The following is a 25,984-nucleotide window of genomic DNA, read 5'->3' on the forward strand; positions in this document are numbered from 1 at the left end:
TATTTAACTCACTGTAAAAAGGACGCGGATAACACTGATTCGCTAAGGCGAAGACGCAGATAAAAACGGATTTTTAAAACAATAAATAGAAATCCGTTTTTTCTGCGTCTTTACTTTTGTAAATCCGTGTCATCCGCGTTACTTTATAGACAATCTGAAAAAACTGTGACTGCGACTGAAACAGTATACTATACATATTACATAATCTTAACCGAAGTCATACTCAATGACCCAGCTAGTAATTTATCATTAAACAAACTTAACTCTTCGGATTTATCTTTTAAGCCTAACGTATAAAGCAAAGGCAAATAATGATCTGGAGTAGGAATGGCTAATTGAATAGCTCTGTCCATTTTTTCGTAATTAATAAGTGGCTGAAAGTTTCCGTCCAGCAAATAATCATTAACGGTTTGTCGCGCTTCAATCGCCCAATCGTAGCCATAATTGTCTCTGTCATAATTATGAAAATCGACTAATCTTAAATTATGAACTATATTACCACTACCAATAATCAAAACGCCTTTATGACGTAGCGATTGTAATTTTTGAGCCAACTCAAAATGATATTGTCCCGATTTTGTATAATCAATACTTAACTGAATCACCGGAACATTTGCTTCTGGATATAAATGCTTAATCACACTCCAAGCTCCATGATCCAACCCCCAAGTTTCGTCTAATTCTATTTCGACAGGACTAAGTATTCTTTTCGTTTCAACGGCTAATTCCAGACTTCCCTTAGCAGGATATTGCACATCAAATAAAGCCTGAGGAAAACCTCCAAAATCGTGAATCGTTTTAGGCATTTCCATCGCCGTAACTTTTGTTCCTTTAGTATACCAATGTGCCGAAACACACAAAATAGCGTTCGGCTGCGGCAAAGTTTTGGCCAAGTTTCTAAATCCTGCAACAAATTCATTCTCTTCGATAGCATTCATCGGGCTGCCGTGTCCTAAAAATAAAACGGGCATTTTATCTGTATTGGAGAAAGTTTGCGAAATTGTATGTAAATCATTTAGTGTTGTCATAATCTAAATAAGATTTATGTTTATTAAAAAGCTAACGCAGATTTTGCGAATTAGCCATGTGGAATTCTGTTCAAAAAAAAAACATTTCAAATATAATTAGTTTAATCGTCCTTTATAGTATTAGTCACTTAATCTTAATATAGTTTTAGTAAAACATATCAGACATACTAATAATCACGAAAACCAATTACTTATAAAGTTAATAAATTCGGGATTTATTTTAATAAAAAAACAGCGATAAACATACATTTACCACTGTTTTAAAATAAGTATTCTTGCTTTTTTATTCTACATTATTCTTTCAGAATCAGTTAGAGATTCAGATAATTTTTTCTCATGATGTACCCGATTTGCAATCATCGCAACTACCTCTTCGGCGCAACCCCAAGAAAACGTAACACCAGAACCTCCGTGCCCATAATTATGAATTATAGACGAATAATCTCCTTCCCAATCTAAGCGAACATTACCTTTTCTTAAAGGACGCAATCCCACTCTAACAGGTTCTTTTTCGTCAAGTTCAACATCTTTAAGTATTGGTAAGAATTCTTTACAACGTCTGAACATTTCACGAATAGGTTCGTAATTTTCCAGATTAATGTTTTTATCCCATTCATCTTCCTCGGCAAGAGCACCTAAGATAACGCGGTCTTCTCCTCGGGGTACAATAAAAACAATATTTTGCTCTTGCGTTTTCTGATCAAATGAAACACAATAAGCTTTATCTAAAATCGGAAACTTTACTCCATTGTTTTTAATTCTAACCAAAGCACCACGCAATGGATGCATCTCATCGTTTGCTAATTTTATAGAACCCAAACCTGAGCAATTTATAATGTAATCGCAATTGTATTTTTCTTTTAGTTCTTTTTCTATCGAAGCTAATTCCAGATTAATTTCTCCCTGAACAACTTCTACACCTAAAGAAAGAACTTGCTCCATAATCCATTTCATGTAAGTATCCGTATCAACCATAGGAGCCTCATAACGATAAGCATCTACCAAACCTATATTAGGATTAATACCTTCTTTTTCGATAAACGAGGCATCATGACTAAATCCCTTCGTATTATCTCTAATTTCATTCATTTTTTTCAATTGAAAATCATCATCATTAACCAAACTCCTAAAAAAGAAAAACGCTTCTTTAATATAAACACCCGTTCCTTTTTCTTTGGCTAATTGATAAAACTTATCATAACTTGTCATACACCATTCTTTGGATCGTTCCAGAGAAACAAGATCGCTATGATACCCACAAACAGCAGGCGGCCATTCCCAAAGCGCACCTGCAACATTAGAGGTTATATTTGGCGAAAACTCTTTAGATAGGACTAAAACTTTGTGTCCTGCCTCGGCTAAACAATGTGCAGTTGTTAGACCACTAACACCTGCTCCAATAATTAAAACTTTTTTCATTTTTATTAAGATTTAGGGGATAATTTTATATTTAGATGGTATTTAACTTGGTTAGATTTACTTTTTTTTCAATTAAAAAAAATACTAGCAGTTACTCTAAACTTTATTTGAAATTGGGCGTATCAAATATAAAGCTTTACCACATAACACAAATGTTATCAATAAGTTAAGAATTAAAAAACAAGAAAAAACAGGTATTTATACCTAATAAACTCTTTAAAAAAAGGAATTAAATCTTCAAAGAAAAGATTACGACATACAGATATCCGTATATCAATAATATACAAAACGTAGTAGCTCATTATTCTCTAACAAATATTGTTGCCTTTCGAAATTTTAAGCATATAAAATAGATTTATTTTGAAATAACAAAAGCCTGTAAATCCAAGAATTTACAGGCTTTTTATGCTTATAAGAGAAGTTTCAAGTTTTAAAGAATTACAAACCTAACTCTTTAAAAATCAATTCGCTTTATGTTTTTAATTTTCTTCTTTCGGGAATTATTCAACAAAATATTCGTCTTTAAAACCTATCAAATATAATTTGTTTTTTGCTCTCGTCATAGCGGTATACAACCATCTTATGTAGTCTCTGTCGATACCGTTTGGCAAATAAGGTTGTTCTATAAAAACAGTATCCCATTGCCCTCCTTGCGATTTATGACAAGTTATCGCATAAGAGAATTTTACTTGTAAACCATTAAAATATTCGTTTTCTTTTACCTTCTGGAATTTCTTGTATTTTGTTGTTTCACCCTCATAATCTTTCATTACCTCTTCATACAATCTATTCGATTCTTCAAAACTTAAAGATGGTGATTCGCTTTTTATAGTATCTAATAATAAAACTGTTTCTAAAGGTTTTTGGTTTGGATAATCGACCATTCGGATTTTTACTTTAGCAAATTTAAATCCGTATAATTCCTGAATACTAAAGATTTCAAGAATCTCGATAATATCACCATTAGCAATAAAACCAGCTTCATCAGAATCTTTCAGCCAATAATAATTATTCTTAACCACCATCAGGAAATCTCCTGTAGAAAGATCGCTTTCTTTAAACAAAATCTTGGTACGAATTTGTTCGTTATACTGATTGGCTCGTTTATTAGAACGTACAATAAATGCCGTATCTTCAATACTATAATTACTATATGCAGAGTTTATCGCGTCCTGAATATCGTAGCCATCTGTTAATCGTACAATATCTTTAAACCTCTTTACATCAAACCTAAACTCGGTAATAAAACTCTCTTTAAGTAATTCACGTAATTCCGTAGCATTAAATAAAATACCCGAGTTTTCTTCCTGACGCATAACTTCGTCAAGTTCGATATGTTCAATTTCTTTATTATAATTTACACTTAACGTATGAATATCAAGTGCTGGGCTAATATCTAAATTTACTGGAGGCAACTGAGCTGTATCTCCCAATAAAATCATTTTACAATTGGTTCCCGAATATACATAAGAGATTAAATCGTCTAATAAAGATCCATTTTCATATAGTTTGGAATCTGAATTACTATCTGAGATCATCGAAGCCTCATCGACGATAAAAATGGTGTTTTTATGTTTGTTTGGCTGAATGGTAAATGAAACGCCACCGCCAGAAGATTTCTTAGGAAAATATATTTTTTTGTGAATTGTAAATGCGGGTTTCTCCGAATAATTGGCAATTACTTTTGCAGCACGACCTGTTGGCGCAAGCAAAACATATTTCTTATCAATCTCGCTCAAATTATTTACAATGGTCGAAATTACCGTAGTTTTTCCTGTTCCTGCATATCCTTTAAGCACAAAAATAGTATCATTTGTCGTGTCGGTTAAAAATATAGCAATCTTCTGAAAAAAAATATCCTGTTTATAGGTCGGAGAAAAGGGGAATTTTTTTTGTAAAAGACTATAAAACAGGGGAGAACTCATAACGGTTATATTAATGTAAAATTATCATCAAATATAGGTATCAAACGCGAGGGAAACACATAAAATCCCAAATGAATAAAAAAAAATTGTAAGTTTGTCATCACGTATAATTCTATCTTGATTCTTAACAAGAATTGAATTCTAAATCCATTTATGCAATCACAAAATACAAATATAACATCAAAAAAATATAAAAAGCTTTCTATTCAGGTTTCGCTGGCTGGGCTTTCGTTTTGTTGTATTGATACATTAAACAATACTGTTTTATCATTAAACGAAGTCACTTTTGATACGTCTCATAAAACTAGCAAAATTGAAGATTTGTTTGCCGATGCTTTTAGCAAACATCCAGAGCTTAAAGATTCTTATGACCAAATAACGATAATTCATAACAACAATTTATCAACGTTTGTTCCTACTGCCCTATTTGACGAAAACTTTCTAGGCAGTTATTTACAATACAATACAAAGGTTTTTGAAACTGATTTTTTTGCTTTCGACGAAATTCCAAATTATCAAATGAATGCTGTTTACATTCCTTATGTAAATATCAATAACTTTTTTATTGACCAGTTTGGCACTTTCGAATACAAACATGCTAATAGTATTCTTGTCGAAAAGCTTTTGGATGGTTCCAAAAATAATGACGATAAAACAATGGTCGTTAATTTTAATTTAGGCCATTTCGAAATCATTGTGGTGCAGAACCAAAAACTATTATTATTTAATTCTTTTGAATATCAAACTCCAGAGGATTTTATCTATTATTTATTGTTTACAGCAGAACAAGTTAATATGAATCCTGAGAGTTTTAAACTTGAATTGTTAGGAACGATTTCTGAAAAAGACGATTTCTTTGCAATCGCTTATAAGTATATCCGAAATGTATCCTTGTTTGACGTATCTACTTTAAAAAGCAGGAATTCTTTTTCGACAGCACAAAATCAACAACATTTTATACTTTTTCAATCATGAGAATCATTTCAGGAAAATACAAAGGAAGACGCATTTTTCCGCCTAAAAACCTTCCGGTAAGACCTACAACTGACATGTCTAAAGAAGCATTATTTAATGTTTTGAACAACCATTTTAATTTTGAAGGTTTAAAAGTTTTAGACTTATTTGCAGGAACAGGAAACATTAGTTATGAATTTGCCTCTCGTGGCTGCACTCCTATTACATCTGTAGATGGTGATTTTGGTTGTGTAAAATTCATCAAACAAGTTGCAGCCGAATATGACTTTAATATTGCAGCAACAAAAAGCGATGTTTTTAAATTTTTAGAAAACAGCAAAACATCATACGATATCATTTTTGCCGATCCTCCTTACGGTTTGGATCAAGCGACTTTCGAGAAAATTGCCGTATTGGTTTTTGAAAGAGAACTTTTGCAAGAAGACGGAATGATGATTATCGAACATTCTAAATACACTAAACTAGAACATTTAAGTAATTTCTCTTTCCAGAAAAGTTATGGTGGTTCATTCTTTAGTTTCTTCGAATTTGATTCGACAGAAGAAGATGAAGAAATAAGCCTAAAAGCTGCAACAAAAAGTACCGAAGAAGACGAAGGTTAATTAACAACCAAGTTATCATAATATAAAAAAAGGCTGTCTAGAAAGTAATTTTTCAGACAGCCTTTTGTTTATAGCATTCTAAGTCCCAGAGGGACGTTATATTTATAGAAGTTCACAAACCCATTTTACAAACCCCATCGGGGTGACATATATAGCAATCTAAAAAAAATGACGCTACGCTGTAGCTCTTAGCAATAGATTCTATAAAAATTGCTATAAACATTATGCTCCGCTGGAGCAATTAGCAATCCTATTTTCTAAAACTTCCAAAAATCAATCAAGAAGCTGTATAAAAAAATACTCTTCGGACAATCTCTTCTGCTTTTAAATTCAACTCATTGCGCAACCAATTTAACACATAGAAACATAGATTTTGGGTTCTCCCAAAAAAAGGCGTTTCACTTGTTTAAAAAACACAGAGCTAAGCTATGTGAAAGAAAAAATTTTCTTTTTTTTTGCATTCTTTTACACATAAAATCTATGTTTCTATGTGTTAAATAAAAACTTATCGAATTCTGTTTGAATCATCGACGCTTTTTTCTTTAAACTGTGAATCTTTTATTTTTCCAAACGAGTATTTTACAGCAATCGAAATTTCATGCCAATCAACTTGATATCTTGCTTTTGAGCTAACGTTATTAATCGTAAACTGCTCTTCCTGGATATTGTTATTAAAAACATTGTTACAAGTTAAAGTACAATTCCAATTTTTGAAAAAAGTTTTAGAAAGCGCCATATCTACGACAAATCTTTCGTTTCGTTCAAAAACACCTTTATTTTGCTTCGTCAATCCCCAACCAGAAACCGTAAGGGTAAATCCTTTAGGAAGTTTAAATTCATTATTTGAATAATAATACAAGTAAGGTTTTGATGCTAAAAACAAAGCCGACTTATCTTCAATTTTTTCTAAAATAAAAACCAATGAATTTGTTGTTGTCCAAAATCTATAAGTAAAAGGCAAGGTAAAATCTAGATTAAATCCTGTTTCCTTATCAAAATTCACGTCTTTAAACGTCATGATATTTTGCTCATCATCATATATAAAACTATTATAAACAGGATTTGTATTTTGATAATAACTTAGCTTAACCGATTTGTCATGATACTGAAAAGTCGAAGAAATTTCATCGATAATAGTCGGATCTAAATTTATATTTCTTCCATATAAAAAATAAGGATTAATATATGTTGTTCCTTGACTTAAAGAAGAATAATTGGGTCTCGAAATACTTTTAGCATAATTTACACTAATACTTTTTGTGCTATCTATAGGAAATATAAGTTGTGCTTTTGGAAAAAAATTAGTGTAGTTCTTATCAATCAAAGGCAATAAATCTGTTTTAAATTTTCCGTTTACATTCGTATTTTCTACTCTTATTCCAACCGAAAAATCAACTTTCTTAATTTTACCCGATAACTGACTATATCCTGCTAAATTTTGTTCTTTAAAATCATAATGACTCAATATATTTTTATTGGTATCATAATAAAATATATCAAAATCTGATTTTGAATCAGCAGAAGAATACAATCCTCCTACTTCTAATTTTATTTCATTTTTAAACTTTTTCTCGATATCTATCCTTCCTAAAAAAACACCAACTTTAACCTTTTGATCTCGTATTTGTGTCAAACCAAATTCTGTATCATTAAAATTATTTCCGACTTGACTCCATAATCCCTGATCAAAATTAGAATATTGCAAACCAGTAAAAATCTGCGTATCGATGGCTTTAATTTTCTTAGAATAGTTTAAAAAAGCATTTACAAAATCCTTATTACTATCATTATCACTAAAGGTTAAAACGTTGTTTTCGGCATTATCTTTTTTATTATAAGTACTTGTATTAATATCAAAAGTGTCTTTTTGCAACTTACTGTTTATATTAAACGAGAAATAATCATCCTCATTTATTTTATAAAACAATCCACCACCAAAAATATACTGCTTACGTTTTGTATAAGCTTCTACATCATAATCCGAAACAATATTAGCATTAGCAATCTCATAATCTATACTATGATTCTCCCAAGGTTGCAATTGATTATAATTAAAATTTGCTTTCCATTCTAGTTTATTCTTTTTGAAACTAGAATTAAATCCGAGATAATTATTGTATTTTTTCTTAAAAGAAGCCACTTCGGAGACATCCATTTTAAAACTATCTTTTTTGCTAAACTTTCTTGTAATCAATATTACCGCTCGCCCTTCGGCCTCATATTTAGCCGATGGATTCTGGATAATCTCAATATTCTTAATATCATCTACCGATAGCGCATTTAAATCATTCATTCCTCCCCTTTGGTTATCAATATAAATAAGAGGAGTTCCTTTGCCCACAATCGAGATATTCTCTTTGTCTGAGCTTACGATAATAGTTGGCAGTTTAGATAATAAATCCAACGTATTAGGAACCGAATTATAAACAGAATTAGCAACATCTATTTTAATATTTCCGTTTTGGTTCGCAAAAGTTTTCGCATTTGTACTAATAACAACTTCATCTAATTTGTTCGAAATACTATCTTTTGGCGTTTCGTTTTGCGCATATCCAAATACAGAAACAAGAAAACAAATTGTAATTATTATTATTTTAATCATTTATTAAATAAATTAAGAGCCCAATTCAAACAATTCTCAGAATCCATTATCGACCAGGAATGCGGATTTTTAGTACCGTTTAACTTCACGCCCTTTCCTTGACTTATAATTACACTTGCATTGTTATTCCCCAAAACTTTCAATTGGCTTATCATAGCAACTATGTCTATTCCGTTCCAATCATACAAATCACGATGGCGCTCATTAATTAACCAATCAACATCTAGATCTGTATACATACGAATAGGCATGTTTTTTAAGTATTTTGCATTTCCTCCATCTTTTGCACCAAAAGAAAAAATAGAAGCTTCGATATATTTTTCAGGAAATTGGTCAGGCGAACCACCATACAAACTATCCCAATTATCCTTCATCCATTTTGCCTCATTTACTCCAGCTTCAGAAAAATTTCTTTTAATTTCTCTTTCGCAATATTTATAAAAACGAGTTTCATCTAATGGAGCATCCAAAGCAAAAATCCCTTTAGGAATTAAAAAGAATTTACTCGGATTCTTAACTGCATTTTCAGCATAAGTCAAAGAAATTATACCACCATTTGATAAACCTCCCAGAATAAAATTATCCTTAGAAACCTTATGTTTTATTACAATTTCCTTAAAAATCTTGTCTAAAAGAGAAAACTCAGCCTCTTTACTATCTGTACTCCAATTTATAGAAGGAATAATTACCAAGATTCCTTTCTTAACAGCCAGCTCATGTAGTGTGATTTGTTTTAATAAATCTTCTGTCGATTCACCTCCAGAAGGCAAGATTACCAATGCCCCAATAATTTCCGTTTTCGGAACCATCTTGTAATAAAACAATACTTGAGAGTCATCGTCGTTAACGTATAAATCATTGGTATCTAAATAATCAACCGTTACTTTTTCCATTTTTTGTCCATAACAAAATGTAATTCCGAATAGAATCATCATTGATAATTGTTTTCTCATAATTTGTATTTTTCTATATAATTTCGATTGCAAAAATGGCTTAAAAAAATACTGCCGAAAGTTAATCGTAGGTTAATGCAGGGTTAATGCATAAATTAAAAGATAAAAGCTTTATTTTTGGAATGTATTTACACGGTGAAATGAAACACAGAATCAACTTATTAATCTTTTTATCGGCTATCGCATTGGTGGTTTTATCTGTAGTACAATGCTATTTGGTAAAAACAACTTACGATTATAAAGTGGCACAATTTCATTCGGAAATTAAGAATGAGATTGCTTTTATTACAAACGATTATAGCGATATCGATTCGACAATTGTCAACAAAAAAGAACATTTATACAAGCAATTAGCAGAGAATTATATACACGACAAGAAAACAAAATCGGATATTAAAACTGCTTTGCTTCAAAACGAATTTCGTGGTGAACTAACCCGAAAATTGCAACAGAAATTTAATAGAGAAATTCCAAATTTCTCTATAGATTTTGCCATTGTACTCAACAAATTCATCATCTACAATAGTTCTAAAAAAGCCGATACCATTTTCTCCGAAAAACCATTTATAAAAAACAAATTATATGGTAATCTGGCTTCGTTAGACAATGCTTTTTTAGTTCGAAATTATGTAGGTACAACAAACGGAACAGCGCAAATGCAAGATTATAATTTGCTTACCGAAGATTCTATGTACGTATCGGTTATCGATTGGGAAATGATAATATTAAAAAGAATGAGCATGATTTTGTTCTTGTCCTTATTATCGATTTTAACCTTAATAACACTTTTTGTAATTGCTATAAAAGCACTAATAAAGCAGAAAAAAGTAAGCGATATAAAAACCGATTTTATCAATAATATCACCCACGAACTCAAAACTCCGCTGACAACGCTGGCAATTTCTACCAAAATTCTGGAGCGAAAAGACATTCGTGACAACGAGATTCATTTCAATTCGATTCTTAATACTATTTCACGCCAAAACAACCGTTTACAAAGTTTAATCGACCAAGTGCTTGCAAATTCTCTAGATGAAAATGAAATGGAAATGCAGAAAGAAAAGATAATTACCGAGTCTTTCCTGAATGCAATAATCGAAGATTTTAAAATTGCATACCCTAAGGTTAAGATAGAAACCCATTTTGCTACAAGCGAAACCACTTTGGTATTAGATAAATTTCATTTAACAACAGCCATCTTAAATGTGCTCGAAAATGCAGTAAAATATGGTTCGAATACTATTGTTATAAAAACCACATTAAACCAAAACCAATTTAATCTTAGTATTCAGGATGACGGAATCGGAATTTCTAAAAATAAACATTCTTTACTTTTTGATAAATTCTATCGTGTAGAACAAGGCAATCTACATAATTCTAAAGGCTTAGGATTAGGACTTTATTATGTAAACCAAATCATCAAAGCACATCAAGGTACGATTGCCGTAATAAGCGATTTAGGAAAAGGAGCTAACTTTTACATTAGTATTCCGTTGAGTTAAGTTTTTAGTTTCAGTCACAGTTTCAGTTTTCAGTCGCAATACTTACAATCAATAAAAATAATTTTAACACATAGAGACATAGGTTTTGTTTCCTCAAAAAAGGCGTTCCACTTATTTAAAATACACAGAGCAAGCTATGTGAAAGAAATAGATTTCTTTTTGTACTCTTTTTTACACATAAAATCTATGTCTCTATGCGTTAAATGAAATTTTTACGAAACACCCAAAGAACTAATTTTAATATAACCTTTGCGCCTTTATGTCTTAGTGGCAAAAAAATCACCTAAAAAATGAAAAAAATACTTTTGGCAGAGGATGATTCCGATTTTGCAAACGTACTCAAACAATATCTGGAATTGTATGATTATGATGTTACTTGGGCCGAAAATGGTCAGGAAGCATTAGCCATTTTTCAAACTACAACATTCGATATTTGCGTGTTCGATGTCATGATGCCTATTATTGACGGATTTACACTTGCCGAAAAAATCATAAAAATCAATCCTGAAGTTCCATTCATTTTCCTCACAGCCAGAAAACTAAAAGAAGATAAAATAATTGGGCTAAAACTCGGAGCCGACGATTATATCGTAAAACCCTTTGAAGCTGAAGAACTTATCTTACGCCTAAATAATATCCTGAAAAGAAGCCAACAAAAAACATCGCTTTTTTCCGAAACAAATGAGTTACAAATTGGATCTTATTTATTCGACACCAACCGATTATCGCTAAGAAAAGACAACAAAAACCAACAACTTACAGAGAAAGAAGCTGCGCTAATTCATTTCTTTTACACGCATAAAAACCAAATGCTAAAAAGAGAACAAATCCTAAAATCGATTTGGAAAAATGACGACTTTTTTTCGGGCAGAAGCATGGATGTTTACATCAGTAAAATTCGGAAATACTTTAAAGATGATTCCAGAATTAGCATCGATAGCATTCGTAATATCGGACTGGAATTTAAAATAATAGATTAATTACTCTCGTGTTTGTCTAATTTATCCAAAATCATCTGATACGTTGGAGTTTCAATTTCATATTTCAAACCTTCATTTACTACAAATTCAGTAAGCGACGAAAGTTCGATTTTTCTTCCAGCCAGCAAATCACGGTGCATAGACGAAGTTGCATCACGAGGCGATTTCTCAAGTTTCAGGATCGTTTGCATTACAATATCATTAGGAAGATTCAGCCCTTTTACAGCCGCAATCATAGTGATTTCATTCAGCAACGAAACATATAAATTTCGGCTAGAAGCATTCTCCATGATTTCGCCAATATTCTGATTCAAGTAAGAAGTAGCCGAAGCCAAAGAGGAAATAAAAACAAACTTCTCCCAAACCGTTTCTTCAATATTATCTACCAGATAACTTTCGATTTTAGCATTTTCAAAAATAGTTTGCAACGCCTTCATTCTATAAATCGAAGCACTATCAGAACCAAAAAATAACTTTTCGTAAATACCAGTTTTTTTAATAACACCAGGCTCAGCAATCATCGAAACGATATAAACACAACCTTGCAAAACTTCGTTATCTGGAAAAATAGTGCTAATGCGTTCCGTAGCATCAACGCCATTATATAAAGGAAGAATAACCGTATTCTTGGTAATACATTTTTTCATGGCATCAAGACTTTCTTCGATATCATAGGTTTTAGTAGCACAAATAAGGTAATCTAATTTCCCTATTGCATCAGGATCATTAGATACCACAGTCGGAAAAACAGTTGCTTCATCTTCATCAGTAATGATTTTCAAGCCCGATTCAGCAATAACTTCCATTGCTTTACCACGCGCAATAAAAACCACATCTATAGCATCGTTTTCCGCGTAGGCTTTCGCCAAAAGTCCACCAAAATAACCACCTACTCCACCTAAACCTAAAATTCCAATTCTTGTTTTCATTTCTAGTATTTTTTTGCCACTCCCGATAATTATCAGGATTAAAAGATTCACACAGATTAAAAAAATAAATAGCTACAATCTAGTATTCATTTTAAATCCCATAAGTAATAAGAAATCAATTCTTATTTTGGTTTTTTCAGAAATAACTTGAGAAGATTATTTTATGAAAATAAATTTGATACTCTCACAAATATAAAAATGCAGACCTATAAGCCGGATTCTGTTCTTGTTATTACTAACAATACCTTATCATTTATCTAGACTTACAATTACTCATAAGTTCAAGCTATCTACCCTTCAGCAACGAACGAGAAGCCCTTAAATGCTGATATACTTGATATTTCACCGCATAGAGTTTACCTGTTTTCACTACAGCATTACCTGTACATACTTTCTGTTGCACTTGTCCTAACGCTATTTCTAACGCCGACGGGTGTTACCCGCTATGCTTCTCTGTGGTGTCCGGACTTTCCTCCCCTCACCTAAATGAGCGACGATAAGGCGGTCTGCGGGGCAAATTTAGCATTTTTATTGCTTTCTTTTATCCATTACAAAATTTACTTTAACACTCCTTTTACAAACACTTAATTTTAAAATAGTTATCTTTAAACGTTAACCACCAAAATTTCATTTATCATGATTAGAATGTATCACTACGCAACTGTATCCAAAGCTTTGGATCAATTAAACGAAAAAGGATTTACTTACGATTTTAATCTAAATGAAGATGTAATAAAGAAAAATCCCGAAAAATTTGAAATCGTACATGTGTATCGATACGAAGGCGAATCAGATCCAGGCGATGAAGCCGTGGTTTATGGAATAAAATCTACATCGGGCAAAAAAGGTGTTTATGTAGCTGGGTTTTCAGCCAATACCGATTCTGAAACTGCAAAAATCTTAAGTGATTTAAGCATCAAAGGAAGATAATTTTATTTAGGAGCTATTCCTGCTCTCCGCTGTATCTTTTTCTGGCTAAAAAAAAGCCAGAAAAAGGATGCCGCTACTATCAGGGCTAGGGATTTGGGTTTTCATCAGAATATCTAATCTCAAATTTTAACTAAATTAATATTTAGTCATTTTTCTTTTCTTTTAATCACCAGCACTAGCTCGCAATATCTTTAAGTTAAGCTTTTTGAACTAATAATTTTTCTCGCAAAGCCGCAAAAACGCAAAGATTTTAGGTGTAAACTTGGCGGCTTGGCGTGAGAATTATTCGGTACAGTATTTCACACGCTAGCGCGAGCGTCCCGCTTGTGCCTATTCTTAATTAATTTGACGATTTTCTTAGCACTGTAGCCACAAGCGGGACGCTCGCGCTAGCTAACAGCTAAAATAATCAATATGGCGAATAATCCATTTTTGTCAAAACTCGATCTTCAATACTACCTATTAAATCTCCAAATTTTGCGCTAGTTTGTTTTTTAATTTCTATCCATTCTTTATCCGCTCTAAATTGTTCCCAAGCTTTCTTCATTGTAGCTTCATCGTTCCATTCTAAAAGATAAACAAATTCAGTTTTCTTATCTGATTTTGATTCCCAAATCGAAGAAATTTTAAAATTGTATTTCTTCATGATCAGCATTGCTTGATCTCTAAATCTATCATGAAAATTCTTTTTATTATTCTCGAATATTTCATAAATACGCAATTCATAAATCGGAGGTACCTTACCAGTAATAGTAGATACAGCAACAGTATTTTGACATTTTACAACCGATGTTGTAATTAATAACAAAGTCAATAAAAGTAGTTTCATATCTAAAATTAAGGGATTCTATAAAATGCTTTTGAAACAATTCGCCAACCTTCCGAAAATTTATAAAGCGTCAGATGATCTGTAAAAATCTTCTTTTTGTTTTTAGAAATATTCATTACCACTGTCGCTGCATTACCAGACACAATTACATTCAAATATTCACTTTCAGCCTTTATTATCGGTTTGCCAGCATTTTGCTTACGTCCTTTTTCGATTGCTACTATCCATTCATCCAATGAAATCGATATTACATCATTGTTTTCTAATCGTAACATTTTAAAAGTAGGATGAAAACCTTTTCTTATTTCTTCAATTGAACCTCCATTATGTATTCCGCCAACATAGGCGCTTTCAACAATTGCTTTAATCGAATCCTCGTCTGCCTTACTTTGTCCAAAAGTTAGATTACTCACCAGAAGCAAAAACAACAACAGTTTTATTTTTCTCATAATTAATTCATTTAGTTCTATTAGTGCATAAATTTCACAGATAAAAATAATAGATTTTTATCTAAAAAAACATTCATTACTTCATATTATATTCATAATAACAATACAACCAGACAAATAACCTAAAATCCATAAAAAAAGTCTGTCATAAAATGACAGACTTTTAAGAACAACAACATAATAAATTATGCAGTTGGTATTTTTAATTTCCAACCTGCTTGAATCAGGTCAGGATTTTTAATCACATCTTTGTTGGCTTCGTAAATTGCTTGCCAAGAAACACCATGTGCTTTTCCTATTTTTGATAAGGAATCTCCACTTACAACCGTATAATCTGTTGTAGTTCCCTCAGCAACAGCAATATTCATAACAACATCTGCTGCTCTAAAATCAGGATCGATTTTTCCGTAAACAGCCCAAAGTTTTTCTTTGTCCTCAGCAGATTTTGCAGTTCCATCAACATACAAAACATTATCCTGCTCTCTTACTTGCAAATTAGCAATACCTAAATCAGTAGCTAAACTTGTTAATTCTGCGTATTTATCTTGTAAACTCATAAAATCTTTATTTAATAGTTAGCTTGTTTTCAACTTTTTTAGGTTTCAATTCTTGTATGCTTTTTATCAAAGCTGGCAATTGGTCTCTTTTAATATCACCTTTAAGTGTTACCACACCATCCAAAACTGTTGCAGTTACGCCACTATACGTTTTTACTACTTCGCTTACCGAAGTATTTAAAACACTATCAGCATTAATTACAACTGGAGCTACCACAGGTTCTGGAGCTGCAATCTCGCAGTTATTCACTACAGATTTCACTCCTTTAATTCCTTTTGCAATAGCCTCACAGCTCTCTTTGCAAGCAGCATCTTTACAAACACCCGAAATAGTAGCTATACCATCTTTTACAGTAACTTCCATTCCTGGCATCTCACTCATTTTTGCAGCAATTTCTTTCTGAATATCTGCATCTTTGGGACCACAAGCCACTAATAAAAAAGCAAAACTCATTCCTAACAAAATAGACTTAATTTTCATAATCATGTTTTTTTTTAATTAATTAAACGATTTAAATTTAACGGGCAAAACAATAAAATATTACAAATTTATCTTACAAATTAAAATTTATTAATTACTAAAATTTAGAATTTAGGATATGTCTGATTTATAAATCTAGACAATACCTCTTTTTAGTAACTATGAGCATTACGCTCAAGAAATAGTTAACACATTCTTATTGGTACAGAACTTCAAAGCAATGATTATAGAAATCAAAACTTATCAAAAAAAGAAATTATCTATAAATATAGTAGATAAAAATAAGACTACCCAATTATACCTCACTACAAATCAATTAAATACAAAACAAAATCAAAATTACATATCATAACTTACTTATAATAATACTTTAATTAAAAAGACTATTATTGTATTAAAATCAACTCTATGAAATTAAAGCACCTCTTTTTCTTGGTATTCTTTTGCTTTTATAATTATTCTTATTCTTGTACCTGTGAGCCACGCGACAAAGAAACAATGGTTGCTCAAGGGCTAAAAAATTACGATATTGTTTTTTATGGAGAATTAGTAAAATCTGACACAATATCAGGGAATTTTACTTTTAAAATTCTAGAGTTATTTAAAGGAGAAATCAACTCAGGTTTTATTAGTGGAAGCGCAACTGGAAGTAATTGTTCCGTCCTTCCAATAAAAAAAGAACTTTGGATTGTTTATGCCAACTATACAAACAACACAAATATTACCATCAGTATGTGTTCGCCAAGTATGGGACTAGAATCATTATTAGGCGCTTATCCAACTCCGCCACCACCTAGATACTATGAAATAAAAGATATTAACCTTAGAGATTTATATCAAAAGGTATATATTTTAGAGGATAAAAATCAAAACATTGTAGATTGGATTCAACAATTAGAAAAATTAAGAGCTTACAAAGCTTCTCAAAATATAATTTCTGAAAAAGAAAAAACAGAGCTAAAAATAGAAAGTTACAGCAGGTATATTATCATTTCTTTGATTGTCAACATAATATTATTTTCGTTTTTAATCTTTATAGTTCTTAAGAAAAAGATATTCACCAAATAAACAAATTACCCTTTAAAAAATAAACAAAAATCTTATCTTTGCTACCCAATAAACAATCTATGGAACAATTTGTAGTATCGGCTCGTAAGTATCGCCCGCAGACATTTAAGGATGTGGTGGGACAAAAAGCCATTACCAACACTTTACTTAACGCCATAGATAGTAATCATCTTGCTTCGGCTTTATTATTTACGGGACCACGTGGAGTTGGTAAAACAACTTGTGCGCGTATTCTTGCCCGTAAAATAAACCAACCTGGTTATGATGATCCAAATGAAGATTTTGCATTTAACGTTTTCGAACTCGATGCTGCTTCAAACAACTCTGTAGATGATATTCGTAATTTGATTGATCAAGTTAGAATCCCACCACAAACAGGGCAATACAAAGTATATATTATTGATGAGGTGCATATGTTGTCATCGGCAGCTTTTAATGCTTTTTTAAAGACATTAGAAGAGCCACCTAAACATGCCATCTTTATATTAGCAACAACAGAGAAACATAAAATCATTCCGACGATTTTATCTCGTTGCCAAATTTTTGATTTCAAAAGAATTACCGTAAAAGATGCCAAAGAACATCTTGCTGAAGTTGCAACAAGTCAGGGTGTCGTTTTTGAAGACGATGCATTACATATTATTGCACAAAAAGCAGATGGCGCTATGCGTGATGCTTTATCAATTTTTGATAGAGTTGTTTCTTATTGTGGTACTAATTTAACACGTCAGGCTGTTACCGAAAACCTAAACGTTTTAGATTACGAAACTTATATTTCGATCACCGATTTTATCCTTGAAAATAAAATCCCTGAATTATTAATGGCATACAATGATATCCTTTCAAAAGGTTTTGATGGTCATCATTTTATTGCTGGTTTAGCATCGCATTTCAGAGATTTATTGGTAAGCAAAACTCCTGCAACTTTATCGCTTCTAGAAGTTGGTGAACAAGCACTACAAATGTATGGAGTACAATCTCAAAAAGCTTCTCAGGAATTTTTACTAAAAGGAATTGAAATTGCTAATAATTGTGATTTAAAATACAAATTGAGTCAGAACCAACGTCTTTTGGTCGAACTTAGTTTAATGCAATTGGCCTCTATCAATTTTGATGGAGAAAAAAAAAAGTTGACCAATATATAATTCCGCCTACTTATTATAGAAATCCTACTTTCTCAATCACAGAAGTTAAACCTTCTGCCGAAAAGAAAGAAGCTACTTCTGTACCCGTAACTCCTAATGCAACTCCTGAACCTGCAAAAGCAGAAACAGTAGCTCCGCAGAAAGCTCCTGTTGTATCAAGTACGACAAACTCTGGCGTTTTTTCGGCATTTTCATTATCGAGTATTCGCAAAAAAAAAGAATTAGAAGAAAGTAGTAAATCTTACGTAAAACCTACTACAGCCGAATTGCCTACCGAAGATTTTAGCGAAACGGAAATGCTATTACAATGGAATAAATATGCAGAACGCTTAGGTCAAAAAGGTCTTAAGATTATGGAATCTTTATTACTTATAAACGATCCTGTCTTAAACGGAACTGCTATTACTTTCGAATTACCTAATGAAGGTTCTAAACTAGATTTTGAAAAAGAAATGCATGGTATATTAGGGCATTTAAGAGGGCATTTGCATAATCATGATATTACAATTGAGGTAATTGTAAATGAAACTTACGAAAGCAAAAGAAGTTTTAATGATCAAGACCGTTACAACCGTTTACTAGAAATAAATCCAAATATTGAACTTTTAAGAACAACATTTGGATTAGATATTCAGGCTTAAAACTTTGAGGTACTGAGGCTCTAAGGTACTGAGGTACTAAGGCTCAGAGGTACAAAGGTTCAAAGGTTTTTGTTAGGTTCACAAAGTTTTAGATCCTTTTAATTCTTTAAATCTGTGGCTATAATTTAACCGCAAAGTATACAAAGATTTACGCAAAGACCACAAAGTTTAAAATTTATGAGCCAAAAATAAATTTGTGATAATTAGCGTAATTTGTGGCAAACATCTTTAGAAACCCTTTTAATCCTTTAAATCAGTGGCTAAAAAAACTACTTATTCTTTAGCCCTAAATTATAAACTTTTGTCAACCATTTTTCTCTTTGGTTATTATCTGATGTTTTTATAACTCCTATATAACTTACTTTTACTGGCGTTATACCACAAAATTCTAAGGTTGATTTCTTTAACTGATTTACACTTGGTCGCCCAAAAAACAATCGGTAATACCAACCTGGCTGATCTAGCGTTGTAATTATATGTGCCGTTTTACCTTTTAGTAGTTTGTCCCACCAAACGGAATTTTCACGGTATTGAAAAGCCATTCCGGGTAAAAAAAGACGATCTATAAATCCTTTGGTAATTGCAGGCAAACCTCCCCACCAAACGGGATGAATCCAAACCAAATGATCTGCCCTTTTTATTTTATCCCAAGATTCTAATAAATCAGGTTCTAATTCTGTTCTTTTTTGGTAACCAAATTGCAAATTGGGATTAAACTTTAAATCGGCAATTGTAATCGTTTCTATTTTAACCTCAGTTTTTAAAGCTCCTTTTTTATACGCTTCCGCTAAAGCAAAATTAAAACTCGCTGGATTGGGATGTCCGTTTATAATTAGAATATTTTTCATGTTCAATTAGCTTATTTTAAGATTAATTGTATTGTAACTATTTAAGGCTTCATAAACTTCTTTTGACGAATGTATTTGATGACTAAAATAAATCCCGCTAGACAAAGTATCGCTTAACATCTTTTCTATATGTAAAACTGTCGAAAATGCAGTTAATTCGGCTTGACCTTTACTACTTTGCAAACTGATCTTTCTGGTTTTATCCTGAGTCTTAACAATAACTTCAAAAACAGTTTGATCCCCGTTTCCGCTTGAACCAAACAGCAATTTTCTTTCTTTTAAAGACATTATATTAAAAATCTTAAGCGATTGAAAACACCCCATTAAGCTTGTAACAAATTTAGAATTATAGGTCATCTTAACCGAAACAGTTGGGATTTTTTCTATCTGATTTAAAATAAACAAATCTGGAACATCTAGATTATAAGCTTGGCGTTTTCCTATGCCAAACTCAAAATTAAATTTTTCTGAATCTAGAAAATGCTTTACTTCTTCTGCCTTATTATTTTTATAAACGATAAATGGCTTACAAACATTTTCGGCTAAAAAATTGGCTGAACTTTTCCCTGCTAAATCTTTTACTGAATAATAAATATACAGATTAGTTTCTTGAATTTTACTTTTGTTGGGCTCAACAAAATCAATCAAACTGCCTACAATTCCTCCCATCCATCCTGAACTAAAAACTATATGACTATCTATCTTTTGCTTATTTGCTATAGCAAAATTATACGCAACAGTTAAATCTGGAGTTGGTTTTGTAATATCAATATAATCGAGTTTGTTTTGTATTGCAAATTGCAAAATGGCATTATTACTATCTTTTGTACACATTACGATCAAATCGATTTTATTATCTGTAATCGAATTAAATGTCTTTGAGTTATTCACATCAATAACCAAATCGTTTGTAGTATTACCTAATTGGAGACTCCCTACAAATAAATTATAATCAGGATTTCTTTCTTTAAGAATACGTAAAATGACTTTGCCTACTAATCCTGTTCCTCCAATTACTAAGATATTTTTTCTCATCATTAAATATTGTTTTTAGCAAAATTAATGACGGAATAACTCTCGATAACTAGACAAATGTCCTATAAAATAGCTTTTCTAATTCGGCTTAAATGTCTTGGTGTTACTCCCAAAAAGGAAGCTAAATATTGCAACGGAATTAACTGAATATAGTTAGGATGATTTTTAAAAAGTGTTTCGTATCGTTCTTTTCCTGTTAGTTTCTGGAAAGATAAAATGCGTTGTTCTAAGTTTATATATTGCATTTCGGCTATTATTCGCCCTACTTTTTGCCAATGTATGCTATTCTCATAAAGATGTTCGATATTGGCGTGACTTATTACTTCGAGTTCAGTATCAAATAATGCCTGAATATTCTCTTCTGTTGGTTTTTGGGTAATAAAACTAGCAAAAGCAGCCATAAACTCATTCTCGAATGTAATGCAATTGGTAATTTCTTCTCCTTCGTTATTGATGTAAAAAGAGCGCAAAGCACCCGATTTTATCAAAACGATCTCTTTGGACATTTGACTTTCCTGAATTAAAAAATCTCCTTTTTTTAATTTCTTCTTAGTAATTAAGCCATCCAGTTTATCTAACTCATCCGAAGGTAAAATCTGAAGAGATTGAAATATTGATTTCATTATATTTTATTGTAAAGGAAGTAGATCTAAAGAATTATAGGGTTTTAAGAATTAATTCTTTTATTCGGCTGAGCCAAAAAGATTTTCTATTCTTTTATCTGGAATCAACCATAATAATGCTACTATAAAATAACAAGCACCTGAAATCCATTCGTTATAAAAAGAACTAACAATTCCTACTACATATAAAACTACCGAAGCTTTTCCTTTTAAGTCTTTACCTAATGTTTTAGCTAAGGCTGAATTTTTTCCTTCGCTAGAAACAATAATCTTTTGCAATATCACATAAGCAATTGCAGATAACAGTAATATAAAACCATACAATGCCATTGCAGGTTTGGCAAAATTATGCTCTCCCATCCAACCTGTAGAAACAGGAACTAGCGAAAGCCAAAATAGCAAATGCAAATTAGCCCAAAGAATTTTAGCATTGACCTTGGTAACTCCGTGTAGCAAATAATGGTGATTATTCCAGTAAATACCAATGTAAATAAAACTCAAAATATAACTGAGAAATTTAGGAAAAAGAGGTAATAAATCCTTGAAACTTTCTCCGTGAGGAACTTTAATTTCAAGAACCATTATGGTTAGTATAATTGCCAAAACACCATCGCTAAAAGCCTCTAATCTCGTTTTATTCATCTATTATATTATAAAGTCTGCCACGAATTACACAAATTTTTACTAATTTTTTATTCCAATTATAAAAAACAATTCGTGCTAATTCGTGGCAAAAAAAATTAAATTTTTCCGTAATACATTGCTTTTACAATACCATCTGAAAGTCCTATTTTAGGAACATAAATTTGTCGTGCTCCACTCCATTTCATTGCATTAAGATAAATTCTTGTCGCAGGAATGATAACGTCGGCACGATCAGGATTGAGTCCTAATTCGGCAATTCTTTGGTCGTAACTTAGGGAATTTAAAAAAGCATATTGCGAATTCATATAAATATATGACAATGGCTTTTCTTGTTGTTTCCCTGACATTTTAAATAACTTATTGATATTCCCACCAGAACCGATAAGAGTTACTTCTTCGTATTCTTCTGTATTTGTTCTGATCCATTTTTCTATTTCATCCCAAACTACATCGCAAACCATTCCGTTTAATAAACGTACTGTTCCTGCTTTAAACGATCTTGAAGTTACCATTTTTCCGTTAGAAAATAGTGTAAACTCAGTACTTCCACCTCCTACATCTACAAATAGATAGGTCTGATCTGTTTTTAATAAATGATGTAAATCTGTAGAGGCAATAATAGCCGCTTCTTTTTTTCCATCTATAATTTCAATTTTTATATCAGCTTTTTTCTTGATGATTGCCACCACTTCTTTTCCGTTATAGGCTTCTCTCATTGCCGATGTAGCAAATGCCATATAACGTTCTACTTTATGTACTTTCATTAAAAGATTGAATGCTTTCATTGCATCACACATTCTTTCAATGTTTTCTTCAGATATTTCTCCAACTGTAAAGGCATCTTGTCCTAAACGAATTGGCACACGAACCAGGGAACTTTTATTAAATTGAGGTTCCTTACCCTCTTGTTCTACAACATTGGAAATCAACAATCGCATGGCATTTGATCCAATATCGATTGCTCCATATTTTTTTATTTTAATCATTCTCGCTTATGATTTGAAATTAAGTATCTTGATATATAAGGTTGTATTTATTAGTTTTTACACAACTTCTTCTATAGCATTTACTTTGTTTTGGTAATATTTATATGTTTCTAATTGTGCTCTAAATATGGCGTGATGATTTCTCGCTTTGTATTTATTATCGAGTTTATAAGAATGAAAACGCACTTTTACATTCCCTTTCCAAGCAATATTAAAGTTATCTATTAACTCATTTTTTATTGCCTGATCATAGATAGGACATGTTACTTCGACTCTTCCGTCTAGATTTCTAGTCATAAAATCGGCTGATGATATATATACTTCAGTCAATCCTGCATTTCCAAAAATATAAACTCTCGAATGTTCTAAGTAATTATCGACTATACTTATCGCTTCGATATTCTCACTCATTCCCGGAATTCCCGGAATCAAGGAACAAATTCCTCTTACTTGTAATTGTACTTTTACGCCTGCATTACTCGCTTCGTATAGTTTATCTATCATTTTAAAATCCGACAAGCTATTCATTTTAAGCTTTATATAGGTTTTACGTCCTGCTAAAGCGTGTAGGATCTCTCTATCGATTAATTTTACAAATTTAGATCTTGTATAATGTGGCGATACTATTAAATGCTTATAACGGTGTACTCTGTAATTGATATCAAAGAATTCAAATATCTTGGATATATCCTTTAGAATTTGCTGATGACTCGTAAATAATGTTACATCAGTATAAATTTTGGCCGTTGATTCATTGAAATTTCCTGTCGAAATAAATCCATATCTTTTGGTTTTCCCTTCATCAACTCTTTCTATTACACATATTTTACTATGTACTTTTAATCCTTTTATTCCAAAAATAAGTTCTATACCTTCTGTTTGCATTTGCTCTGCATAGGAAATATTCGAAGCTTCATCAAATCGAGCTTGCAACTCTATTTGTACGATAACTTTCTTTCCGTTTTTGGCTGCATTTATTAATGAACTAATAATTTGGGAATTCTTAGCCAGACGATATAATGTTATCTTAATTGATGTAACTTTTGGATCTAAAGCTGCTTCTCGCAAAAACTTTGTTACGTATGAAAATGATTGATACGGCGCATTTAGCAAATAATCTTTTTTACCAATTTTCTGCAAAATACTTCCTTCCATACTCAAACCTGGAATTGGTAATGGTGTATTTGTTTTATACAACAAGTCATATCTTCCCAGATTAGGAAAATTCATGTAATCACGTCGGTTATGATATCTTCCTCCAGGAATAATACTATCTGTAGAGATAATTTTCATTTTCTCCAGAAAAAACTGTAGCGTATCTGGCTCTATCAATTGGTCATAAATAAAACGAACGGGTTCTCCTATTCGTCTGTCTTTAACCGATGTTGCAATTTTTTCGAGCATACTTTTACTCAAATCACTATCGATATCTAATTGGGCATCACGAGTAATTTTTATCATGTGTGCCGAAACACTTTTATAATCAAAAATGGTAAAGATGCTACTAAGATTATGTCGGATAACATCATCTATCAAGATAATATAATGTTTCTCGTCATGCGAAGGTAAAACCACAAATCGATTGATGGTTTTAGGTATTTCGATTACTGCATATCGTACTTCTGCCGTATGGTTCATCTCTAAACGCACTGCTAAATATCCTAGTGTGTCCTTTAAAACTGGAAATTCAGCTAAGTCATTTAATATAATTGTAACAAGTTCAGGGCTTAATTTTTCAATAAAAAAATTCTTTAAGAACTCTTCCTGATCTTTTGTAATTTCATTTTCGGTAATTATAAAGATATTCTCTGTTTCTAGCTCAGTCTCTATATTACTTAATATTCGTAAACTCTCGGATTGTTGCTGGATTACAATCTCGGTAATATCTTTCACCAATTGTTGGGCAGATATTCCCCCTAAATATTTTTCGCCAGAAATCCCTGAAAGACTTAATCTTCTAATGGCCGCATAACGAACTCTAAAAAATTCATCTAAATTATTCGAAAAAATCCCTAAAAAACGTAATCTGTCTAAAAGTGGTACTGTAATATCGGCTGCTTCCTGTAAAACTCTTGCATTAAATGCTAACCAACTTTTTTCGCGGTCTATATATTTTTGTTCGTACACTGTATTCATTTTAAATCTTTGGGGAAAATAGTTTTGAGAGTTCTGCCTTTATCTAATTTGTCCCAACTTTCTGTATCAAATTGTAATGATACGAAACCTGATGTGGGAACATTATCTATAAAAACATCCCCAAATTTATTAACAAAATTTGTAATAGCCTCGTTATGTCCGAAAAGAATAACACTTTCGAAAGCATTATTACATGATTTGATAACATTTTCTAAATGTTTCTCATCAAATGTATATAGTTCATCTTTAAAAATGATGCTTTCTATAGGGTATGAAATATTTTGTGCAAAAATAAGTGCTGTTTCTACAGCTCTAGCAGCTGTACTACTCCATATCAAATAAGCCTTAGGAAGAAATTTTGAAATACTAGCTGAAACGTCATGAGCATCATGAATTCCTTTTTTTACTAAAGGTCTGTCAAAATCTTTTAGAGGTGCTTCCCAACTTGATTTTGCATGTCTGATCAATATTAAATTTTTCATATTACGGATACTATTTGTTTATATGGAATATAGCCTTTTGTTTTTTTACTGTATTTCTTTCTTCTTTGAATCACTACATCTTTAATAAAAAAGAAGAAAGATTTATAATTAAATCGCAAAAATGGCTTTGAAAATTTAGCTACAATTTACAAAAGAATTCTATAAGGTCATCTCTTTTGTTGAATTTTTATATTTCTAATTTATTGTGGTAAAC

General features: G+C 31.6%; 26 protein-coding genes and 1 other RNA gene. 8 read left to right on the plus strand and 19 right to left on the minus strand.

What is annotated here, in order from left to right; translation table 11 throughout:
- Positions 1-197 precede the first annotated feature (197 nt).
- The 3 genes from ygiD to IW20_RS22950 form a co-directional block, all read right to left on the minus strand.
- Positions 198-1,028 carry a 4,5-DOPA-extradiol-dioxygenase gene (ygiD, locus tag IW20_RS22940; protein ID WP_035628125.1) on the minus strand — a complete coding sequence of 277 codons (831 nt, stop codon included), beginning with the start codon at positions 1,026-1,028 and terminating at the stop codon, positions 198-200.
- Between the two features lie 288 nt (positions 1,029-1,316).
- Positions 1,317-2,447 carry an FAD-dependent oxidoreductase gene (locus IW20_RS22945; protein WP_035628128.1) on the minus strand — a complete coding sequence of 377 codons (1,131 nt, stop codon included), beginning with the start codon at positions 2,445-2,447 and terminating at the stop codon, positions 1,317-1,319.
- A 500-nt stretch (positions 2,448-2,947) separates the two neighbouring features.
- Positions 2,948-4,372 (minus strand): ATP-dependent DNA helicase, encoded by a 1,425-nt coding sequence (locus tag IW20_RS22950; RefSeq protein WP_035628130.1) that lies wholly within the window; start codon positions 4,370-4,372, stop codon positions 2,948-2,950.
- 153 nt (positions 4,373-4,525) lie between these two features.
- On the opposite strand from IW20_RS22950, the gene IW20_RS22955 reads away from it, so the two are divergent.
- Complete coding sequence (locus IW20_RS22955; protein ID WP_035628132.1) at positions 4,526-5,347, plus strand: DUF3822 family protein; 822 nt, start codon at positions 4,526-4,528, stop codon at positions 5,345-5,347.
- A complete protein-coding gene (locus tag IW20_RS22960) occupies positions 5,344-5,949 on the plus strand; it encodes an RsmD family RNA methyltransferase (protein ID WP_035628134.1) in 606 nt (201 codons plus the stop codon). Before IW20_RS22955 ends, IW20_RS22960 begins: the two co-directional genes overlap by 4 nt.
- A gap of 505 nt (positions 5,950-6,454) precedes the next feature.
- Here IW20_RS22960 and IW20_RS22965 read toward each other — a convergent pair.
- The gene (locus IW20_RS22965; RefSeq protein WP_035628136.1) at positions 6,455-8,551 is read right to left on the minus strand and encodes a TonB-dependent receptor domain-containing protein; all 2,097 of its coding nucleotides are present in this window, start codon (positions 8,549-8,551) and stop codon (positions 6,455-6,457) included.
- Complete coding sequence (locus tag IW20_RS22970) at positions 8,548-9,504, minus strand: hypothetical protein (RefSeq protein ID WP_035628137.1); 957 nt, start codon at positions 9,502-9,504, stop codon at positions 8,548-8,550. Before IW20_RS22970 ends, IW20_RS22965 begins: the two co-directional genes overlap by 4 nt.
- Before the next feature lie 86 nt (positions 9,505-9,590).
- Between IW20_RS22970 and IW20_RS22975 the strand changes: the two genes are divergently transcribed.
- Positions 9,591-11,006 carry a sensor histidine kinase gene (locus IW20_RS22975; protein ID WP_240478527.1) on the plus strand — a complete coding sequence of 472 codons (1,416 nt, stop codon included), beginning with the start codon at positions 9,591-9,593 and terminating at the stop codon, positions 11,004-11,006.
- A 290-nt stretch (positions 11,007-11,296) separates the two neighbouring features.
- Complete coding sequence (locus tag IW20_RS22980) at positions 11,297-11,986, plus strand: response regulator transcription factor (protein ID WP_035628139.1); 690 nt, start codon at positions 11,297-11,299, stop codon at positions 11,984-11,986.
- Here the strand turns inward: IW20_RS22980 and IW20_RS22985 are convergent.
- A complete protein-coding gene (locus IW20_RS22985; protein ID WP_035628140.1) occupies positions 11,983-12,915 on the minus strand; it encodes a ketopantoate reductase family protein in 933 nt (310 codons plus the stop codon). The genes IW20_RS22980 and IW20_RS22985 overlap by 4 nt on opposite strands.
- Positions 12,916-13,108: 193 nt before the next feature.
- An RNA gene (gene rnpB / locus IW20_RS25655) (RNase P RNA component class A) lies at positions 13,109-13,428 on the minus strand.
- A gap of 123 nt (positions 13,429-13,551) precedes the next feature.
- Between rnpB and IW20_RS22990 the strand changes: the two genes are divergently transcribed.
- Positions 13,552-13,845 (plus strand): SH3 domain-containing protein, encoded by a 294-nt coding sequence (locus IW20_RS22990; RefSeq protein ID WP_035628141.1) that lies wholly within the window; start codon positions 13,552-13,554, stop codon positions 13,843-13,845.
- 409 nt (positions 13,846-14,254) lie between these two features.
- On the opposite strand, the gene IW20_RS22995 is transcribed toward IW20_RS22990, so the two are convergent.
- The 4 genes from IW20_RS22995 to IW20_RS23010 all read right to left on the minus strand — a co-directional run bounded on the left by IW20_RS22995 (position 14,255) and on the right by IW20_RS23010 (position 16,161).
- Positions 14,255-14,674 (minus strand): NIPSNAP family protein, encoded by a 420-nt coding sequence (locus tag IW20_RS22995; protein ID WP_081912552.1) that lies wholly within the window; start codon positions 14,672-14,674, stop codon positions 14,255-14,257.
- 8 nt (positions 14,675-14,682) lie between these two features.
- The gene (locus IW20_RS23000; protein WP_035628143.1) at positions 14,683-15,123 is read right to left on the minus strand and encodes a nuclear transport factor 2 family protein; all 441 of its coding nucleotides are present in this window, start codon (positions 15,121-15,123) and stop codon (positions 14,683-14,685) included.
- Positions 15,124-15,308: 185 nt separating this feature from the next.
- On the minus strand, positions 15,309-15,680 hold the full coding sequence (locus IW20_RS23005; protein WP_035628145.1) for a LysM peptidoglycan-binding domain-containing protein: 372 nt from the start codon (positions 15,678-15,680) through the stop codon (positions 15,309-15,311).
- A gap of 7 nt (positions 15,681-15,687) precedes the next feature.
- Complete coding sequence (locus IW20_RS23010; protein WP_035628148.1) at positions 15,688-16,161, minus strand: BON domain-containing protein; 474 nt, start codon at positions 16,159-16,161, stop codon at positions 15,688-15,690.
- Between the two features lie 408 nt (positions 16,162-16,569).
- Here IW20_RS23010 and IW20_RS23015 point away from each other — a divergent pair, with 408 nt between their 5' ends.
- Together IW20_RS23015 and dnaX are read left to right on the plus strand one after the other, a co-directional pair.
- The gene (locus IW20_RS23015; protein WP_089052198.1) at positions 16,570-17,229 is read left to right on the plus strand and encodes a hypothetical protein; all 660 of its coding nucleotides are present in this window, start codon (positions 16,570-16,572) and stop codon (positions 17,227-17,229) included.
- A 59-nt stretch (positions 17,230-17,288) separates the two neighbouring features.
- Entirely contained in the window at positions 17,289-18,374 is a 1,086-nt protein-coding gene (gene dnaX, locus IW20_RS23020; protein ID WP_035628151.1) for a DNA polymerase III subunit gamma/tau, read from the plus strand.
- Positions 18,375-18,387: 13 nt separating this feature from the next.
- Here the strand turns inward: dnaX and IW20_RS23025 are convergent, their stop codons facing one another.
- Complete coding sequence (locus IW20_RS23025; RefSeq protein WP_035628154.1) at positions 18,388-18,585, minus strand: hypothetical protein; 198 nt, start codon at positions 18,583-18,585, stop codon at positions 18,388-18,390.
- Positions 18,586-18,640: 55 nt separating this feature from the next.
- On the opposite strand from IW20_RS23025, the gene IW20_RS23030 reads away from it, so the two are divergent.
- A complete protein-coding gene (locus IW20_RS23030; RefSeq protein WP_240478528.1) occupies positions 18,641-19,015 on the plus strand; it encodes a DNA polymerase III in 375 nt (124 codons plus the stop codon).
- A gap of 269 nt (positions 19,016-19,284) precedes the next feature.
- Here the strand turns inward: IW20_RS23030 and IW20_RS23035 are convergent, their stop codons facing one another.
- From IW20_RS23035 to IW20_RS23065, 7 genes are all read right to left on the minus strand, one after another.
- Positions 19,285-19,863: an NAD(P)H-dependent oxidoreductase gene (locus IW20_RS23035; RefSeq protein ID WP_035628159.1), complete on the minus strand. Its 579-nt coding sequence runs from the start codon at positions 19,861-19,863 to the stop codon at positions 19,285-19,287.
- Between the two features lie 6 nt (positions 19,864-19,869).
- Positions 19,870-20,901, minus strand: a complete 1,032-nt coding sequence (locus IW20_RS23040) for a saccharopine dehydrogenase family protein (protein WP_240478529.1) — start codon at positions 20,899-20,901, stop codon at positions 19,870-19,872.
- Between the two features lie 59 nt (positions 20,902-20,960).
- The gene (locus tag IW20_RS23045; RefSeq protein WP_035628163.1) at positions 20,961-21,521 is read right to left on the minus strand and encodes a Crp/Fnr family transcriptional regulator; all 561 of its coding nucleotides are present in this window, start codon (positions 21,519-21,521) and stop codon (positions 20,961-20,963) included.
- A 60-nt stretch (positions 21,522-21,581) separates the two neighbouring features.
- Positions 21,582-22,163 (minus strand): TMEM175 family protein, encoded by a 582-nt coding sequence (locus IW20_RS23050; RefSeq protein ID WP_035628164.1) that lies wholly within the window; start codon positions 22,161-22,163, stop codon positions 21,582-21,584.
- A 98-nt stretch (positions 22,164-22,261) separates the two neighbouring features.
- A complete protein-coding gene (locus IW20_RS23055) occupies positions 22,262-23,152 on the minus strand; it encodes a Ppx/GppA phosphatase family protein (protein WP_035628167.1) in 891 nt (296 codons plus the stop codon).
- A 57-nt stretch (positions 23,153-23,209) separates the two neighbouring features.
- The gene (gene ppk1 / locus IW20_RS23060) at positions 23,210-25,288 is read right to left on the minus strand and encodes a polyphosphate kinase 1 (protein ID WP_089052197.1); all 2,079 of its coding nucleotides are present in this window, start codon (positions 25,286-25,288) and stop codon (positions 23,210-23,212) included.
- Positions 25,285-25,770 (minus strand): SixA phosphatase family protein, encoded by a 486-nt coding sequence (locus tag IW20_RS23065; RefSeq protein ID WP_035628169.1) that lies wholly within the window; start codon positions 25,768-25,770, stop codon positions 25,285-25,287. The genes ppk1 and IW20_RS23065 overlap by 4 nt, the downstream gene beginning before the upstream one ends.
- Positions 25,771-25,984: the final 214 nt, after the last annotated feature.

The organism is Flavobacterium hydatis (assembly GCF_000737695.1).
In the GTDB taxonomy this organism is placed as follows: Bacteria; Bacteroidota; Bacteroidia; order Flavobacteriales; family Flavobacteriaceae; genus Flavobacterium; species Flavobacterium hydatis.